Below are 18,382 nucleotides of genomic sequence, written 5' to 3'. Positions count from 1 at the left end.
TCACACCACCTTCATCGTGTCGTAGCAGACCGTGAACTTCTCGGTCGCCTGCTCGGTCGCGCCCGCCTTGAGCGAGTTGAGTTCGATGCTGCGCACCCAGCAGTTGGCGAACTCGTACTTCTTGAGCGATGACCCCTGATAGTCGAGCAGTTCGACCGAGGCGGTCTTGCGCGCATCCTTGACGGCGCCCTCCATCACCTTGGCCAGCCAGTCGGTGATCGTCTTCGAATCGGTGAGACCCCGCGTGACGGTGAACTCACCGGCCTTCGCACGTCCCATGAGCTGGGTGACGATGAACTTGCCGTCGGCGGTCTGCTGCTTGTACTCGATCTTGTCGACCTCGCTCTTCAGACCCGACACCTCGTTCACCTTCGGCACCTCGATGCCGTCGATGACCACCTTGAAGGCATACGCCGGTGCCGAATCCATCGCATCTGCGAGTGGCATGATGTGCTCCTGTTCGTGTTCGCTGGGTGTTCACGGTTCATTCGTTGACGAGGCTCGTGCCGCCCGAGAACTGCGAGAGCTCGAAGATCACGAACTCCGCGGGCTTCACCGGGGCGACGCCGACCTGGCAGACGACCTGGCCGGCGTCGATGACCTCGGCCGGGTTGGTCTCCTCGTCGCATTTCACGAAGAACGCCTGGTCGGCCGTCGAGCCGAACAGGGCGCCCTTGCGCCACTCGTTCACGAGGAACGCCGAGATCGACCGTCGCAGCTTGCCCCAGAGCGCCTCGTCGTTCGGCTCGAACACCGCGAACTGGGTGGCGCCGAGGATCGACTTCTCGAGGTAGTTGAAGAGGCGGCGGATGTTGACGTACCGCCAGGCCGCGTCGCTCGAGAGCGTGCGCGCACCCCACACGCGGATGCCACGACCGGGGAACGCCCGGATGGCGTTGACGCCGATCGGGTTCAGCAGTTCCTGCTCGGTACGGGTCAGTTGCGTCTGCAGTTCGACCGCGCCGCGCACGACCTCGTTGGCGGGAGCCTTGTGCACGCCGCGCTCGGCGTCGTTGCGTGCCCACACGCCGGCCATGTGGCCCGACGGCGGCATGAACCGGTTCGTCGAGGTGACGGGGTCGAGCACCTTGATCCACGGGTAGTAGAGCGTCGCGAACTTCGAGTCGTACCCGGCTCCGGTTCGGCGCCACTCGCGCACCTCCTGCGCCGAGAGGCTCGGCGGCGGGTCGAGGATCGCCATGCGATCGCCCATGAGCTCGCAGTGCGCGATGACCGCGAGCTGCACGGACTTCACGACCTCGAGCGTGACGACGCCCTGCTCGTACGCGGCCATGAGGTCGGGCACGGCCACCATGGTGATCTCCTCGACCTCCTCGAGGCCGCCGAAGCCGGTGCGGTCGGCGGGGCTGCCGATGTAGTTCGCGGCCGAGATGCCGTCGAGCACGATGGGCTGCTCCTCGGGCTCGGGTACCGCGAGGTCGAACGTCCCGGTGCGGGGCGTGACGCCGGCCGACGCCGGATCGAGCTCCTCGACCGTGACGAGCTTGGAGTCGGAGGTGACCTTCGTGACCACGTAGGCGGCGCTGTCCGGCTTGGGCGAGACCTGCTCGTACACCTCGGGCGCGCGTCCGTCGACCGTGATGACGACCTTGAACGCGCCCTCCTCGGGCTCCTCGCCGCCGGGATCCGCGATCTCGACGGAGATCGGCTTGGCGTTCGCCGCCGCGTTCTTCGCCGTGAAGACGTAGTTGCCGATCGCGGCGGTCTGCGGGCCGACCGCGAGCTGCTTGGGCTCGCCGCGCTTGCTCGCGTTCTTGCCGCCGCCGCCTCCGCCGCCCGCGGCACCCGCGGTGCCGATGCGCACGATGTAGCAGTTGCCGCCGCCGTTCAGGAAGTACCCGTAGACGGCGTACGCGAGGTACGCGCCGGGGTACAGGCCGCCGAAGGTGTCGACGAACTGGGTCCAGTTCGAGACCAGCGTCGGGCTGTTCTCGGGGCCCTTGGGCGCCATGCCGACGAAGGCCGCGACCGCGGTTCCGACGCCTTCGATGGGCCTCGTCGCAGCCTCGATCTCCTGCACGTACACGCCTGGTGAGAGATAGGTGGGCATCGGATGCTCCTTCGCGATTCGCAGCGGTTCGCATGCTCGCGTTCAGCATCGAACGGATGCCGCGACGCGGCCCTGTCCGCCGGGACGTGCGTGGGGGTAGCGAGGCGTGCGCGATCGGGCAGGCGGCCGGCTCGCGCCCGCGGCATCCGCGCCGATCCCCTGCGCCCGCATGTGCAGCGCCCTCGGTCGCGCTGCCCGGTGTTTCCGTTCGCACCGCAGGTTCCTGTACCAACGGAAACCCCCGGTGCGAACGGAAACTGGTGGGCACGCGTGGAGAGCCGCCGCCGTCCCATCCGGATATGACAGTTCCGCCTCAGCGTGAGGCGGAACTGTCATATCGATTCTTCTCCTGCCAGCCGGGGAGCGAGCGGCCTACGTCTTGAGGAGCGATCTTGAGTACGTGAACACCTCCGACCCGAACTTCGAGAACGCTTGCAGTTCGGCCTCGTGCTTCGCTATGGCGGCCTTCGCACCGCCGGCCGGAGTCAGCGAGAACAGGTAGGCCTGCTCCTCCAGGACCGAGGTCGTCGCAAGATCGGATTTCTCGGCCCCCGACATCTTCCGACGCGAGAGCCCCGCGATCGCGATCGCGACGTTCTCCGCGGCGGCGGCTGAAGACCCCAACTCCTCGCCGTAACTTCTTCGGCTGGGATCGCCGGGGGTTCGCTCGGGATCGCCGGCGAGTCGGAATTCGCCTCGTTCCTGCTCCTTCTGCTTGCCGAACGTGCCGTGATGACCCTTCTCGGTCAGGTCGAGGGTCGGCGCATCCTTGGGGTTGTACCCGATGATGTTCGCCTTGTAGGCGGACTGCTTGCCTGGATGGTGCCATTGGTGGCCCGGCGCATAGTCGGCGTCTCCCGGAACGGGCTTGTCGCCGTAGGCACGGATCTTCGGGTCACTGGTCACCAGATCCGCCCCTTCGGTTCGTTCGAAACTCACCGCCTTTCGGAGACGAAGTGTCACGGCGGATTCGGTGGTGCTCTTCAAGATCGCCTCGGCAAGCGTCGCCGTCGCCGAGATCTTCGGGAGTCCCCTTCCGGCCGCCTGGTCACTGATCCACTGTCGCAGCGTCTCGATCTCCTGCTTCCCGAACGCCGCCTCGTCGCCGGCCGCGCTGTCGACGTTGCTCTCGGCGGTCACCTCGCGCTGCACGGACGCCCGCACCATCCAGTGCTTCTCGCCCGGCACCGCTTCGAGCACGGCGAGGCCGTTGCGCACCCGTGCCAGGCCCAGCGCGGGCTGCAACAGGTGCTGCCCGACCTGCTTCCCGGCGAAGCGATTGATCGCCGCGACGCCCGCCGCCGCCCCGGCCTTCTCCTTCTCCTCCGGCGTCTTCTCCTTGAACCCGAGCTTCTTCTTGACCTTGCCCCAGGCCTCCTTGCCCTTGGCCTTGATCTTCGCGAGGGCCTTCCTGCCGAGCGCGATCGCCTTCTTGCCGAAGGCGACGGCCTTGCCGACGACCCAGTCGATGACCTTGTTCACGGGCTTCTGCACGGCCTCGATGATCTTCTTGATCTTGCCGCTGATGCCGCCGAGGCCGAGGAGCGAGGCCATGAAGCCGATGATCACGGGCACCATGCGGCCGAGCGTGTTCTCGATGTACCCGGCGACGGCGCCGACCCCGCCCGATGCGATGGATTCGACCGAGTCGAGGATCGAGTCGACGAAGGCCTTGATCTGCTCGGCCTTCTCGACGAAGAACATGACGACGTCGTAGATCATCTTGCAGGCCTTCACGAAGGCCGATGCCGGGTTCAGCATCGAGACGAGCCAGACGATGCCCGCCTTGATGATCTCGACGGCGACCATCTCCTTGACCTGGCCCATGATCATCTCCTTGATGTCACCGACCTTCTCGAGGATGATCCGCCAGATGCCGCCGAGGCCCTCCTTGATGATGAGCTTCACGACGTCGAAGCCCTGCTCGACGAGCTCGATCGCTCCGGGCGGCAGCTTCGCGGCGATGCGGGCGCGCACGTTCGCCCAGGTGAGGCCGAGGATGGAGAGCACCAGCTTCAGGATGCCCTGCAGGTCGAACTTGGCCGGCAGGTCGATGCCCGCCGCCGACAGCGCGCCGAAGAGCCAGGTCTGCAGGCCGTTCTTCAGGTGGGTGGCGATGTTCGAGCCGAACGCCATGATGCCGCTCTTGACCGCGTTCACGAGGTTGCCGAGGAACGCGATCGGGTCCTTGATGATCTTCTCGACGGCGCCGGCCGCGCGGGCGAGCACGCCGAGCAGCATGGTCTTCAGCTTCAGGATCGTCTCGACCGCGCCGCCGACGGCGTCCTTGGCCTGGTCGACGAGGCCCTTGTTCGCCTCCTGCATGGCCTTGATCTCGTCGTCGACGGCGGTGCGCGCCTCGACGTACTTGGACGCGAGATCCTCGGCGAGCGCCTGGCCCTTCTCGTCGACGGATGCCTCGAGCTCGTCGAACCGGCCGCCGACGTCCTTCGCGGCATCCGCCCCGACCTTCTGCAGTGAGGGCTTCAGGCCCTTCGTGTACGCGGCGATCTTCGCCTTGCCCTCGGCGACGCGGAGCTTCGCGGCGTTCAGCTCGCCGCCGACGACATCGGCGATGCGGTCGATGGTCTTCGTCATCTCGCGCTCGTAGGTGGCGCGGGCGCGCGCGAAGATCTGGTCGACCTCGGGCTCGGGGCCGAGCAGCAGGTCGGCCGCCCAGCGCATGGCGCCGATGGAGTCGTACGAGTAGCGCTTGTCGCGGAACGCCTTCATCTCGCGCGTGTGCTGCTCGGTGAACGCCTTCTTCGCGGCGCCCTCGCCGTCCTTGAAGGCCTGGTCGACCTTCGGGTCGATGCCCGTCAGAATCGCGTCGACCGCGGTCTTCGTCTCGTCGAAGAGCCGGGTGACGTTCGCCGTCACCTCGGCGCGTTCCTGCTCGTCCTTGGTGCGGGCTGACTGCTGGCCGTTCGCCACGGCGCCGCGATTGGCGATGCCGGCCCCCATGAGACCGGCGGATGTCGCGGAGCCGGCCATCGCCGCACCCTGCGTCGCCTGCGCGAGTTGCGCGCCCTCCTGCTCGCGCAGCTGGGCGGGAGCGGTGGCGGCGTGCACCTCGGCGTCCTTCTTGGCGGCGAGCGCGCCGGTGAACTCCGGCTCGTTCGAGTTCCGGAGCTGTTCCTCGGTGACCCCCGCGTCCGCCATCTTCTGGTCGGTCTCGGCGGGTCCGTTGCGCAGGTCGGTCTGCTCTGGTGGCGCGCGCGACGGCGCGGCCTGCGCTGCGTCGATCTTCAACGGCCCGGGCGGCGCCCCGACGGGCAGCGGCGTGACCTCCTTCTCCACTGCGCGCGAGGGGTCGGGCGGTTCGGCGGATGCCTCGTTCATGGGCCGTGCGGCGTTCTGGGCGTTGCGTCCGGCGAGGCCGCGCACCTCGGCGCCCACCTGGTCGGACTTGCCGGACGTGCCGAACTCGTCGGCCTCCTCGAGCGTCTTCGGCGCCTGCTTGTCGATCGCGGCGCGCACCGCGGCGACGAAGGCGGCCTTGTCGAAGCCGCCGGCTGCACCGCCGGGCGCGCCCGCGCCGCCCGCCGCGACCGGCGTGGCCGCCATGTCCTCGGCCTTCCCTGCCTTCGCCTGGGCCTCGCGGTCGCCTGCCGGCGGCTGGGCGGCCTGCTGAGCCTCCTGCGCCTTGGTCGCGGGCGACGGATGCTGCGCCGCGCGATGCGCGGCCGATCGGATCGACGCGGTGGCCTTGCGCATGCCGGCGTGCGCGGCGGGATTCGGCGTCGGGGGCGGCACGGGCGGCGGCGGGATCGTGCCGCGCACGAGCCGCTGCACGGGATGCGCGGACCCGGGCTCTGCGGCCTCTGCGGCCTCGGGCCGCGACCGCAGCATCCCTGCGACGGCCGAGTTGCCCGCGGTGGCCTGCAGTCGCATGAGCATGGGCGCCCGACCCGCGCCCGCGCCCGCCGCGCCCGCTGGGACCGCCGCGCCCGCCGCCTCGGTGCGCGCCGCCGGCGCCCGCGCGTGGTCGGCGCGGGAACGCTCGGCACCCAGCAGCGTCATGCTTCCATTCCCGCGCAAACCGCGGCGCTGCGCGGCGACATCCGGGAGCCCATCCGGGCACATCCGTTGCCCGAACGGGCATCGGTCCCGGTGGCCCGCCGGGCCGCTACGACGAATCGCGCAGGAAGCCGGCCTCCCGGAATCCGTCGGCGTCGAGTGTCACGACCGTCGACTCCTCGACCTCGACGAAGGCACCGGGCAGGTCGTTCAGCGGCTCGGAGACGACGACCCGCGCACGGGCGCCGAACAGACGCAGGCGATCGACCTCGGGGTACATCTGCTGCAGGGTCGGCATGTCGACCGAGTAGAAGAGGGTGCGGGAGCGGTGCATGCTCGAGTACCTGAAGGCCCAGACGGTCTCGCCGTCCGAGACGGCGAAGGTGCCCTGCACCACCTCCGGCACGCCGTGCGCCAGGCCGATCTCCTCGATCCTGCGGAGCGCGCGACCGAGTCCCTCGATCGGGTCCTCCTGCAGCCCGTACGTGACGGCCAGGTAGAAGACGACCTCGGAGTCCGTCGTGCCGTGCACGAGCGGGAACAGTTCGGGGTCGAGCGCGAGCATCATGTCGCGGCGCAACCGGGGGTGGTGCACGATCACGCCGTTGTGCATGAAGAGCCAACGGCCGTGCCGGAACGGATGGCAGTTCGTCTGCTGGATCGGCGGGCCCCCGGCCGCCCGCACATGCGCGAAGAACAGCGGCGAATCGATCGCCTGCGTGAGCTCGCGCAGGTTCTCGTCATGCCAAGCGGGTTCGACGCTGTGGAAGAGCGCGGGCTCCGGCATCAGGGCGTCCGTCGACGGATACCAGCCGACGCCGAACCCGTCGCCGTTGACCGTCTCGGCCCCGAGCGGCGAGTTCAGCGACTGCGCCACAAGCGAGTGCCTCGGTTCGAGGATGAGCAGGGCGGGATGGATCGCCTCGCCCGAATACGCCAGCCACCGGCACATCTCGGCACTCTCCCGCCGTGGGATCCCCCACCGGGTTCATGATAAACCCTCATGATCGGCGCACGGCGAGTCTGCGCGATTCGGAGTTCTTGCGACACGCCGGATCCTCTGGCTGTCCCGCCACGGCGTGTCGCCGAATCTCCGAATCCGGCAGACGCCCGATCAGGCGGGCGCCTCCTCCTCTTCCTCCGGCGCCTCCTCGCGCTGGATGAAGAGCCCCTGCACGGTCTCCTCTTCCTCCTCCGGCGCCTCCTCGCGCTGCACGGCCGGAGCGGCGCCCGTGGCATCCGCGTCGCGCTGCACCGGCGCCGGCTCGCTCATGACCCGGGTGGCGTTGTCGGCGGCGGCGCGCTCGAACCGGTCGCCCGGGTCGCTGACGCTGATGCCCCCTGCGGCGGGCGTGCCGTCGACCGGACCGGAGCGCTGCTGCATGACATGCGTGAGCTCGTGCGCGATCGTCGTGCGCCCGGCCGTCGACGACGGATCGTACGCGTCGCGCTGGAAGACGACATGCGAGCCGACCGTGTACGCGTGGGCGTTCACCGATCGGGCCGACTCGTGGGCCGCGGCATCCGTGTGCACGCGCACGTCGCCGAAGTCGGAACCGAGTCGCTGCTCCATGTCGGTGCGCACGCCCGAGTCGAGCGAGGAGCCGCCCGAGGAGATCACGTCCTGCACGGGCGACCGCTCCTCCTCGAGGAGGCCGCTCACCGCGCCGTTGCCGGCGTCGCGCTGGAGGCGGAGCACCGCGTCCCGGCTGAGCACCTCCGGCCGCCGGTCGACGAGTCCGGCGAGGTTCGGCTCGGACTCGTGACTGGGCTTGGGCTGGAGGGCGAGGTCGACGCCCCGTTCCTCGTCGTGGACGCGCATGGCGCACCTCCGGTGTCTGGCTCCGGTGTCTGGCTCATCCCATTGCACTGCATCCGCGGCGCGGCGGAGCGCATTCGTCCCGAACGTCCGGCGTCGAGTGCCCGTTCGGGCAGGCGGCTCGTTCGGGCAGGCCGCCCGCTTCCGGCATGCCGCGCGTCTCGGCGGGCCGTCCGTTCACCTCGACGGATGCCGCGGCGTCACGGCGAGGCCCTGACGAACCGCTTCACGACGTACCGCATGCGTCCTCCGTTGAGCACGGCGTACCAGCGGCCGGTCTGGCCGATGATCTCGACCCCGGCGCCGCGGCGCAGCACGTCGACGCGGGCGGCGGCGAGGTCCGGCCCCTCGCGGACGTTGAGCCAGTCCGTCGTGCGCCCGACGAGCGACAGCGACTCGACCGCGGGTCCGGCCGGTGCCCCGCCGCCGCCGGGCGCGACCGGCGCGGCGCGGACGATGCCGAGGCCCGCGAGCAGGGTGGTCTCCGACGGGTCGGCGTCGGTGAGCCCGTCGATGGTGGCGCCGGCGGGCGGGACGAGCCGCGTGCCGGCCCCCGCGTTCGCGCGGAGGAACGCCTCGGTGTGCGTATGCGGCCAGGTCACCCCGGCGAGCATGATCTGGGCGCGCGTGGGCGCCGTGGCGCTCGCGAGCGGCAACAGGTCGATGATGCGCACGGCGAGCCACGGCTTCGACAGGTGCTTGCGCAGCTCGTCGAGCGAAGCGGATGCCTCGACGATCGCGGTGATCGCGCCGACCCTGGTCGGGTCGGCCGGCAACCGGACCTGGTCGAGGGCGAGCCGGCCGCCGGCCCCGAGCGTCGTGATCGCGCGCACCCGTGCCGTGAGATCGGTCTCGAACGGCGCCCGGTTCTGCAGGTCGCCCACCTCGCCCGGCGTCTGGTGGTCGGGGTCGTGGAACTCGCTCAGCCCGCGCGAGGACTGCTCGGCTACCCGGGCGAGGCCCGAGATGTCGTTCCCGCCCTCGAAGATGTCGTAGATCGCCATGATCACCTGGTCGCCCCACGAGGTGAACCCGTGTCCACGACGGGCGGCGATCGCGGCCGTCGCCGCGGCGGGGTCCCTCGCCCAGAGCACGACGAGGCTGCGTGCGGCGCCCTCGGGCTCGTGTCCGCGCTCGACGTAGGCGGCCGGATCCGTCGAGGTCGCCGCTTCGTCGCCGGTGATCGTCTGGTGCAGTTCGCCGGCGGGCGTGATGTACTCCCCGGCCGAGACCGAGGCGACATTGCCCTCCACGGTGCGTCCGCCCGCCATGTTGTGCAGCAGGGTCGCGATGCTCGGGTCCGTCGTGAGCCGGTGCAGGATCGCGGCACGGGCGAGTCCCGGGTCGGCCGGCAGGTTGTCCGACACGGGTTCGGCTGCGGTGAGGCAGGCGTTCAGCACGATGCGGGCGTCGGGGCCCGGCGCCATGACCGCCACGAGATTGCGGATGAACCGCTCGGTGCGCCGGCGGTCCTTGGACCCCGGGCCTTCCGATGTCGCCGAATCCGGGGCGCCCGGCCGGCCGGCCAGCTCGATGCCCGTCGGCCCGCCGTGGCCTGCGAGCATCACCTGCTGCACCCGCCCGCCCTGCCCGTACACGCGCGCCAACGACGTGATCCGGGCGCCTCCCGCCTCGAGGCTCGTGGCACCCTCGACCATGAGCGTGAGGTTCGCTGCGTGCTGCACCACGGCCGTCATCCCGGGATCGTCGTGGAACGCGCCGTTGTGGTCGGTGCCGGAGTGCAGCACGAGCACGAGCGGCTTCGAGCGAGAGCGGTCGGCACGGTTGGCGATCAGCGTGTCCAGCATCGACTGCTGGAACCGGTGCAGGTTGCGCACATCGGGCACCCGGCCGATGTAGCTCGCGGGGTCGGCGCCCCATTCGCGATACGACTGCGAGTCGCGCCCGGTGTCCGCCTCGAGGAAGGCGTGCGCACGGCGGAAGTAGGTGCCGAGGTCGGCGGCCTTCCCGCTGTCGGCGAGCACCTTGAGCTCGGCCTTCGCGGAGTCCGTCTGCCCGAGCCCCCGGTGCAGGTCGGCCTTCGGCAGGCGGTCCTCGAGCTCGCGCACGGCCTTGCCGAGCACGACCGCCTCGGCGAGCACGCCCACGCCGTCGGGCGGCACGGCGGAGTCCTCGCGTTGCTTCGCGCGGGCGTAGACGTCGAGGTCGTGGCGGTCCGCGGCCGATTGCGCGACGAGGTCCGACGCGGTGAAGGGCCGGCACGGGTCGAGCGGAGCCGGCGATCCGCGCCGCGCCCAGCGGAGCAGGTCCATGAGCTGCGTCCGAACGGTCGCGTCCAGCGTGGTGTCGGTCATCCAGTCCGGCTTCTCGCGCGCGTAGTCGTCGAGCGCGCCGAGCGTGAGCGCGGTGAGCGTCGCCGGATCGCGGAACGTCGACCCGACGGGCGCGGGCACGACGGGCGCGACCGGCCCGACCGGCGGCACCTGCCGCTGCACGAGTCCCGCCACGGCACGGTTGCCCGCGGTGCGCTGCAGGCGCATGAGCCCCGATCGGGATGCCGCGGGGCCGGTCGGCGTCCGCGGCCGTGCTGCGGCCACGACCGCATGCCCGTCGACCCGTGCGTGCACGGCGCACCTCCAGACCCATCCGCCTCAATTCCACCGCGATGCGGCGCTCACGCGCCGGACCGTGCCCGATCGGGCGGGCCGCGCCGCCCGATCGGGCACGGCACTCGGCGTCAGCGCCCGACGACCTCCGGCCAGTACGGCCCGAACTCCCGCTCGACGAGCAGGCGTCCGAGCTTGCGGTACTCGCGGTGCACGGCCTGCACGAGGTGCCGCATGCGCACCAGGCCCTCATCGGCGGCCGCGAGGTAGGCGGCGGTCACGGCGGCCGAGCGGATGGCGCCGCCCGCGAGCTCGAACGCGTCGCCGAGGAACACGAGGTCGAGGTCGTCGCCGCGGCGCAGCCTCGTGCCGAGGCTGCGATCCCAGAGACGTGTGCGGTGCGCGGCATCCGGCATCGGGAAGTCCACGACCACGTCGAGGCGGCGCGTGAACGCCTCGTCGATGTTGGCCCGCAGGTTCGTCGCGAGGATCGCGAGCCCGTCGAAGGTCTCCATGCGCTGCAGCAGGTAGGCGCTCTCGACGTTCGCGTACCGGTCGTGGGCGTCCTTCACGTCGCTGCGCTTGCCGAACACGGCGTCGGCCTCGTCGAAGAGCAGCACGGCGTTCGTGCCGGCGGCCGCGACGAAGATGCGCTCGAGGTTCTTCTCGGTCTCGCCGATGTACTTGTCGACGACCGATGAGAGGTCGATGACGTACAGGTCGAGACCGAGTTCGCCCGCGACGACCTCGGCCGACATCGTCTTGCCTGTTCCCGAGTCGCCGGCGAAGAGCCCGACCACGCCGTGCCCGCGCCCGCCACCTGGGCGCATGCCCCAGTCTCCGAGCACCTGCTCGCGGTGGCGGGCGCGCACCTCGATCTCGCGCAGCGACTCCATCGTGGCCGCGGGCAGCACGAGGTCGCCCCACCCGACGCGCGGCGTCACGCGCCGGGCGAGCCGGTCGAGCGCCGACGCGTTCTCGGCGCGCGCCCCCGCCGCGAGGTCGGCCGCCGTCACCTCGCCCGTGGTGGAGAGCGAGGCCTGCGTGCGTGCGGTCGACGAGGCGCGCAGCACCTGCTCGGGGCGCAACCGGAACTGCGCGGTCGCGCCGGCGATGTCGAGCCCCTCGGCGGCCGCCCCGAGCGCACGCACCCAGAGCGCCGTGCGCTCCTCGGTCGTCGACGCCTCGACGTCGTCCATGGCCGGCAGTTCGCGGAACCAGCCCGGATCCCACGTCGGCCGGCCGATGAGCACGGTCGGGCGCGGCGAGTCCGCGAGCACCTCGATGAGCGCGGGCGAGGTCTCGAGCGTCACGGGCGACACGACGATGCCGCGCCCGGTGAGCCGGGCCTCCCGCACGGCGAGGCGCGCCAGCCCCGCGGCATCCGCCTCCCTGCCGAGTCTGGGCAGGTCGACCTGCACCGTGCCGAGCCCGTGGGCGCGCAGGGCTCGCCTGGCGATCGCCTCGCCCGAGCCGGTCGCGGTCTCGCGCAGGTACACGAAGCGGATGCCGCCGGCCAGCGCGTTCTGCAGGCGCCGGTCGTCGCCCCACTCGATCTCCTCGCCCTCGACGAGCACGCCGTCGAGCGCACGGTCGGGGGTGTCGTCGCCGAGCAGGTGCCCGACGACGCGATCGGGGACGCGCACCGCGCGGCCGGGCAGCGGACGGTCCTCGTCCTCGACGATCACGAGGCCGCCGGCCACGAGCGGTCCGGTGAGCAGCCGTGCCCGATCGGCGGCGTTCGTGAGCGGCACCCCGCAGAGCTCGAGCGCGACGGTGACCGAGGGCCGGCGCCGCCCCACGTCGTCGTTGAGGTAGCCGAAGAAGCGCTCGAACCGCGGGTCGAGGTCCGCGGCGAGCGCGATCACGAGCAGGTCGACGTCGATGGGGGCGAGCCCGAACTCGTCGGCGAGGCGCCGCAGCCGCACCGGGTGGCCGGCGGCCTCGGCCATGTCGGCGGCCTGCTCGCACGCGGCGAGGCGGGCCGAGGCATCCGACCACTCCGGAATGCCAGGGGCGCCCTCGAGCATGCGGTCGATGAGTTCGTCGCTGAGGTAGAGCCCGCGGAACGGATCGTCGGGCTGGGGGTCGACCGCGCGCCGCGCGGCGACGAGGCGCCGGATGCGGTCCTCGATCGCGCCGAGGCGCCCGAGCAGGTGTGCGAGGCCCGGGTCGCTCGCCATGTCAGTCCCGGTCGGGGGCAGGCTCGAACGTGGCATCTTCACTCCCGAATCCGATGGCTTCGAAGGTCGCCCCGACGCCGGCCGTCACGGGCGGTCCGACGTGGTACGAGATGGCGCGGGTGAGCGGCGCGGTGACGACGACGTCGAGCGACGGCTTCAGTTCGCCGCCGAGCGAGGACCACACGTCGGCGAACGCCCGGTCCTCCGGGGGCGGCTGGGCGATCGTGATCGAGCACGGCAGGCCGGTCTCGGCGAGGGTGTCGACCACGAACGCCTCGGGGATCGCGTCGAACCGCAGGAAGCAGCGCAGCAGGGCGTCGAGCAGGCGGTGCTCGTCGTCGGGCCGTTGCGTCCACGCCGTCACGAGGTAGGAGAGCTTGAAGTACCTCGGCGCAGGCTCGCGGGAGACCACGATGCCGTGCTCGTCGCGCCGCTCGATGAAGCCGAACTCGCGGCGGCGCACGTCCTCGCGGATGTCGTAGAGGAACAGGTCGACCGTCGGCGCGTTGCGCCTGGCCGCCCAGTCGGTCGTGGGCGCGTCGAGCGCGATGTCGATGTCGGCGGCGATGCCCGCCGACGCCTTGACGAGCGCTCGCAGCGCCTCGTCGATCTCGCCGATCATCCGCCTCTCCCCACGAGGTCGGGGCCCGCCGCCGAACGGGGCACCACGAGCAACTGGTTGCTCGAGGGGATGTCGGCGAACAGGCCGTCTTCGCTGTGCATGATGAGTGTTCTCGGGCCGGCGAACTGCCAGCGCAGGATCACGAGCGACCAGCTCGACTCGGTCGGCGCATCGGGGTTCGGCCACTGCTGCGCCGCCATCGTCGCGAGGCCCTCCCACCGCAGCGAGATCTCCGCATCCGGCGGCAGGTACTTGCCGTAGGCCGTGACGGCGTCGCCCGGGGCGGCCACCGACTGCGCGATGACGATGTTCGGCTGCAGCACCGTGAACGGCGCACGATCCTGGCCGATCCACGACGGCGGCAGGGTGCCGTCCAGCGGCGGCGGCGGGAGCGACCCCGTGTCGGCCGGGATCGGTCCGAGCGCGGCCGGCGAAGAACCGAGGGCCGCGCCGGACGACGGTTTCCCGGCTTCCGGCGGGACGAACGACAGTCTCACGCCGTCGACCGAGATGTCGTCGGTTCGCGGCAGGACCTCAGGCACCGGCGGCAGTGCGGGTGCCGGCATGGTGAACGTCAACTTCACCACGGCGGATGCCCCGGGGTCGTCGAGTCCGGTCACGATGCACGTGGTGCCGGTGAAGCTCTCGCACCCGGTGACCACGATTCGCGTGAGGTAGGCGGCCCAGGCGAAGTCGAGGCCGACCTCGAGGTCGGGGAGTTCGGGCCCCGTCGTCTCGCGGGTGACCTTCGTGGTCACGACGAGCTGCTTGCCGCCGGTGTAGCCGGGGTCGTGGCCGAGCGTCAGGTCGAGCGAGACGCTCCCCTTGATCCGGGTGACCGTGTCCGCGTCGGGCGTGACCCACGCCTCGGGCAGCTCCTGGTCGGCCTCGGGCGTGCGGTTCACGAGGCCGACCCCCACAGCACGCACCTCTCCTGCGACGACTCCGCCCGGCGGTGTGCCGACGACCGAGAACTCGAGGCCGACGGCGACCTCGTATATCGGTTCGGGCAGCACGACGACGCAGATCGAGCCGTCCCACGACTCGCACCCGGTCGGTGCTCCGACCGGATGGAGGAACGCCGGCCAGGTGATCTCGACCTCTACGGCGAGCACGCCGAGCGGGTCGAAGCCGTCCAATTCGTCGGGCCCGTACCTCGTCACGACGACCGTGGCTCCGACGTCCGATCCGCCCTGCCACACGAGGTCGCGCTCGACATCGACGCTCATCGGAATGGCCACCCTGATCCTGGTGACGGATGCCTCGTCGGGGGTGACCCACGCCGTCGGCAGGTCCTCGCACTCCTCGAAGTCTTCGCACGCGCCAGAGCAACCCCCGTCGGAGTCGCCGTAGCACGCCCGCAGCCGGGTGGCCTCGGCGCGCACGACTCCCGAGTCGAGCCCGGCCGCCGGGGCCTCGCCGACCGAGAACTCGAGTCCGATCACCGCGGTCGGTCCCGGCCCGGGCGGCGCCTCCGCATCGGGTCTGCCCAGCACGATGACGCAGATCGTGCCGTCCCACGATTCGCAGCCCGTCGGCGTGCCGACCAGCTCGAGGAACTCGGGCCAACTGATCTCGACGTCGACGACGAGCCTGCCGAACGGGTCGCGTCGGGTCTCGGGGAACGCGTTCCTCGTGGCGGTGATCGTGGCGCCCAGGTTCGCGCCGCCTTCCCAGACGAGGTCTCGGTCGACCGCGACGTCGAGCGGGATCAACGTCGCGACGCCGGCCACGGGCTCCTCGTCGGGCACCACCCACTCGATCGGCAGTTGCCGGAAGTCGTCGTCGCTGCTCTCGCAATCGGAGTAGGCGTCGGAGTAGTAGACATCGCAGTTCTGGAGGTACGCCCCCTCGGCTCGCACCACTCCATCGGTCACTCCCGCGCCGACAGCGAAGGTGAGTGATACTCCTGGCGGATCGGTTTCGGACCCGGGCGGGGGAAGCTCGAGATGGCAGAGCATCCCCTCCGCCTGGAGCGTGCACTCGGAGGGGATGGCGAGCGGGGTGAGATAGTCGGGCCAGGTGACCGACACCCCCGCGAGAAGGCGCCCCCAGAACGGATCGCGCAGCCCATCCGAGACGAAGTCCTCGCGGGTCGCCGTCACGGTCGCGATGAGGTTCGGGCCGCCCTCCCACACGCTCTCCCTGCTGAGCTGGACATCGAGCGGGATGAACGGCTCGATGCCGGCCACCGGCGCCTCATCGGGCACCACCCACTCGACCGGCAGGTCCTCGTAGTCATCGCCGTCCTCTTCGGAGGAATCGGAGTACGGGTCGTGCAACAGGTAGGCGCCCTCGGCACGCACGACGCCGTCGACCACGCCGGGTCCGATCTCGAACTCCAACCCGATCACGGCCGCACCCTCGGACCCCGCATCGGAGAGGCGAACCTCGCAGATCAGTCCATCCCAGGCATCGCATCCGGTCGGATCGCCGAGCGGGGTCAGATAGTCGGGCCAGGTGATCGCGATGCCTACGATGAGTTCGTCGTACAGGTCGTAGGAGTAGCTCTCGTCCTCGAGCCGTTCGGCGCGTGTCGCCCTGATCGACGCCCCGAGATGCGGCCCTCCCTCCCAGACGTAGTCAGCGTTGAGGTCGACATCGAGCGCCACGAGCTCGGCATCGGTGATCTGCGAGCCGTAGGCGTAACGCCACAGCCACGGATCCGGCACGTCGACCACGCCACCATCGAACGTGAACCGGCCGGCGATCTGGTCGGCGTAGAGGTACCCGATGCCGATCTCGTCAGGCGGCTCGAACTCGAGGGTGATCTCGACCTCGGATCCCGGCGCGTCGAGGCCCTCGATCGTGCAGACGCCCGCGACGTACGACACGCAGCCGACCGGATCACCGATCGGCACCAGGGCGTCGTCGGCGTCGATCTCGATGTCGAGCGTGAGCCCGAACAGCGTCACCGCCGCGGCCTCATCATGACGCACCCGGATGACACCCTCGATGCCCTCTTCCTCGCCCAGCGTCGAGAACGTCGGCCGCAGCTGGACGTCCATCGGGAAGGGCCGGTTCAACGCGATGACGGACGCCGAGGCCACGCCGGTCCACGTACCGGGGATGTCGAGTGCCCCGGTCGGCCGCGGCGTCGGCGCGGCTTTGACGATCGCCGCCTGCACGTCGGCCGGTTGGATCCTGGCCGTGCCCCGCGCCCCACCCGGCCCGCCGCCGACGCCTCCGGCCGGATCGCCGAGGGACGCGGCGCGCGTGATGGGCGCCTCACGCTCCAGCGGCGCCCGCGACAGGATCGGCCCCGGCGGCACGTACCAGCCGCCCTGTCCGATGATCGAGACGCCGCCCTGTCCGCCCGTGCCATACGGCACGTCGAACACCATGGTGAACACGGAGGTCCTGCGCGCACCCGTCGGCTCGGTGATCGCGCAGAATCCGCCCTCGAGCCCACCGTCGCACACCTCGGCCGCCGTCCCCCCGACGTGCGTGAAGAACGTGGGCCAGTTGATCGCGAACAATACCTGCGATCCACTCATGTTCGGTGCTGCCGACGGCTCGTGCGTGACCGTGAAGGTCGCGATGACCTGATTGCCGTACCCCGTCGTACTGACCTTGCGGTCGACCGTCACCGCTGCGGAGAACACCGGCCCGAGTTCGATGTAGTCCTGGTCGCTCGTCACGTCGGCGTCGGCGAAGACGACACGCGTGAAGTTCTCCGATTCCTGGAGGTATCCGCCCGTCACCTGTGCCGTGACGACCATCAGCGCAGGGGGCACACCCGACGGCCGGAACCTGAACGTGAAGACCGACGGCGTCGCCGGATCCCGTGCGACCTCGAGCACGCACTCGTCGCCAGGGCTCGGCGATTCCTGACTCACAGCCGTCACGGGGTCGAGGATCGCCAGGCACCCGGTCGGCCCCTGCTCTGCACCGCTTCCGACGGATACCGCCGCCGAGTCCCAGTTCATCGCGACCGCCACGAGCGCATCGGGGTAGACATCGGTCCCGCTCGAGATCACCGTCACCGTCGCGGTCACCCACGTACCGCCGGCGACCGTCCGGGGCGAGATCGCAAGATCGACCGCGAAGGCGGGCACCGGCTCATCGGCAGCCCGCGCCATCGGTGCCGCGCCGACCGCCGAGACGCCGAGCAGCACGGAGAGCGTCATGGCGACGCTCGCCCAGGCGATCCGGCTCCGGCTCGTCATGGTCCTCCTCCGACTCCATCCAGATTCGGGGCGACGCCCGGTCGCGGCATCCGAGGCGGGGCACCCTTCCGCGCACCGGCGGATGCCCCGTCGGGCACCCGCGCCCTCGAACCCTCCGAGCGAGGCCGACGCTGCGGGCACGGCCGGCCCGCGGCATCCGCTCGGGTCTTCAGTTCAGATGAGTCCTTCGCGCACGGCGTAGGCCACCGCGTGCGAGCGATTGCGCAGCTGCAGGCGGGTCGTCACGTCGTGCAGCACGTTCTTCACGGTGCGCTCGGAGTAGCAGAGCTCCTTCGCGATCTGCGCGGTGTCCCACCCGTCGGCGACGAGCTTCAGCACCTCGACCTCGCGGGAGGCCAGGCCGCTGAACGTGATGCCGCGCGGATCGAGCACGGTGCGCTGCAGGCGGCCGACCTGATCCAGCAGCCGCCCGAGCAGGTCGGGGGGCACCGTGCCCTCGCCCGCCGCGGCGGCGGCGATCGCGGAGAGCAGGCGGTCGGTCGTGGCCTCGGAGCGGCGCAGCAGCCCGACGACGCCGCATTCGACGGCGTCGACGAGCACCCGGTCGTCGAGCTGCGACGCCACGAGGATCACGCGCGCCTCGCCGTTGCGGCGCAGGAAACGCAGGCTGTTCATCGTCTCGTCGTCGAAGACGTCGACGACGACGAGCACGACCTCCGGCGCCTCGGGGTCGTCGGGGCCGACGACCCGCACCTCGGGCCTCGGGCGCAGCGCGCTCGTGACGCCGGCTTCGGAGATGGGGTCTCGTGCGTAGACCCGCACGGTGGTTCTGGTCATGATGCTCCCTGGGAGTCGGATTGGGCATGCGGCGGTGCACTCGTGCAGGGGGAATGCGAACAGGATGCCTCGGCGTCCTCTTCGCGCACTCAACATCCGCTCAACGGGCAACATCGATTGCGCGGCCGGTTGG

The 18,382-nt window shown here is 70.9% G+C and carries 10 protein-coding genes; all 10 read right to left on the bottom strand.

The window, feature by feature from the left end; translation table 11 throughout:
* Nucleotides 1-447, bottom strand: coding sequence for a phage tail protein (locus tag AC3IPY_RS02340; protein ID WP_489186393.1), 447 nt, complete (start codon nt 445-447; stop codon nt 1-3).
* A gap of 37 nt (nt 448-484) precedes the next feature.
* Complete coding sequence (locus AC3IPY_RS02335) at nt 485-2,071, bottom strand: phage tail sheath family protein (RefSeq protein WP_489186392.1); 1,587 nt, start codon at nt 2,069-2,071, stop codon at nt 485-487.
* Between the two features lie 372 nt (nt 2,072-2,443).
* Nucleotides 2,444-6,094, bottom strand: coding sequence for a phage tail protein (locus AC3IPY_RS02330; protein ID WP_489186391.1), 3,651 nt, complete (start codon nt 6,092-6,094; stop codon nt 2,444-2,446).
* A 106-nt stretch (nt 6,095-6,200) separates the two neighbouring features.
* A complete protein-coding gene (locus AC3IPY_RS02325; RefSeq protein WP_489186390.1) occupies nt 6,201-7,043 on the bottom strand; it encodes a class II glutamine amidotransferase in 843 nt (280 codons plus the stop codon).
* Nucleotides 7,044-7,205: 162 nt separating this feature from the next.
* On the bottom strand, nt 7,206-7,913 hold the full coding sequence (locus AC3IPY_RS02320) for an eCIS core domain-containing protein (protein WP_489186389.1): 708 nt from the start codon (nt 7,911-7,913) through the stop codon (nt 7,206-7,208).
* A 197-nt stretch (nt 7,914-8,110) separates the two neighbouring features.
* Nucleotides 8,111-10,498 (bottom strand): SH3 domain-containing protein, encoded by a 2,388-nt coding sequence (locus tag AC3IPY_RS02315; RefSeq protein WP_489186387.1) that lies wholly within the window; start codon nt 10,496-10,498, stop codon nt 8,111-8,113.
* A 110-nt stretch (nt 10,499-10,608) separates the two neighbouring features.
* Nucleotides 10,609-12,696, bottom strand: coding sequence for an ATP-binding protein (locus tag AC3IPY_RS02310; RefSeq protein WP_489188416.1), 2,088 nt, complete (start codon nt 12,694-12,696; stop codon nt 10,609-10,611).
* The gene (locus tag AC3IPY_RS02305; RefSeq protein ID WP_489186386.1) at nt 12,662-13,282 is read right to left on the bottom strand and encodes a Pvc16 family protein; all 621 of its coding nucleotides are present in this window, start codon (nt 13,280-13,282) and stop codon (nt 12,662-12,664) included. Before AC3IPY_RS02305 ends, AC3IPY_RS02310 begins: the two co-directional genes overlap by 35 nt.
* A complete protein-coding gene (locus AC3IPY_RS02300; RefSeq protein ID WP_489186385.1) occupies nt 13,279-17,451 on the bottom strand; it encodes a hypothetical protein in 4,173 nt (1,390 codons plus the stop codon). Before AC3IPY_RS02300 ends, AC3IPY_RS02305 begins: the two co-directional genes overlap by 4 nt.
* Before the next feature lie 174 nt (nt 17,452-17,625).
* Nucleotides 17,626-18,249 (bottom strand): helix-turn-helix transcriptional regulator, encoded by a 624-nt coding sequence (locus AC3IPY_RS02295; RefSeq protein ID WP_489186384.1) that lies wholly within the window; start codon nt 18,247-18,249, stop codon nt 17,626-17,628.
* Between the last annotated feature and the right edge of the window lie 133 nt (nt 18,250-18,382).

Source organism: Agromyces sp. GL_144 (genome assembly GCF_057834305.1).
Note: the sequence above shows the minus strand (reverse complement) of the source record. Positions and strands in the feature narration are given on the sequence as shown.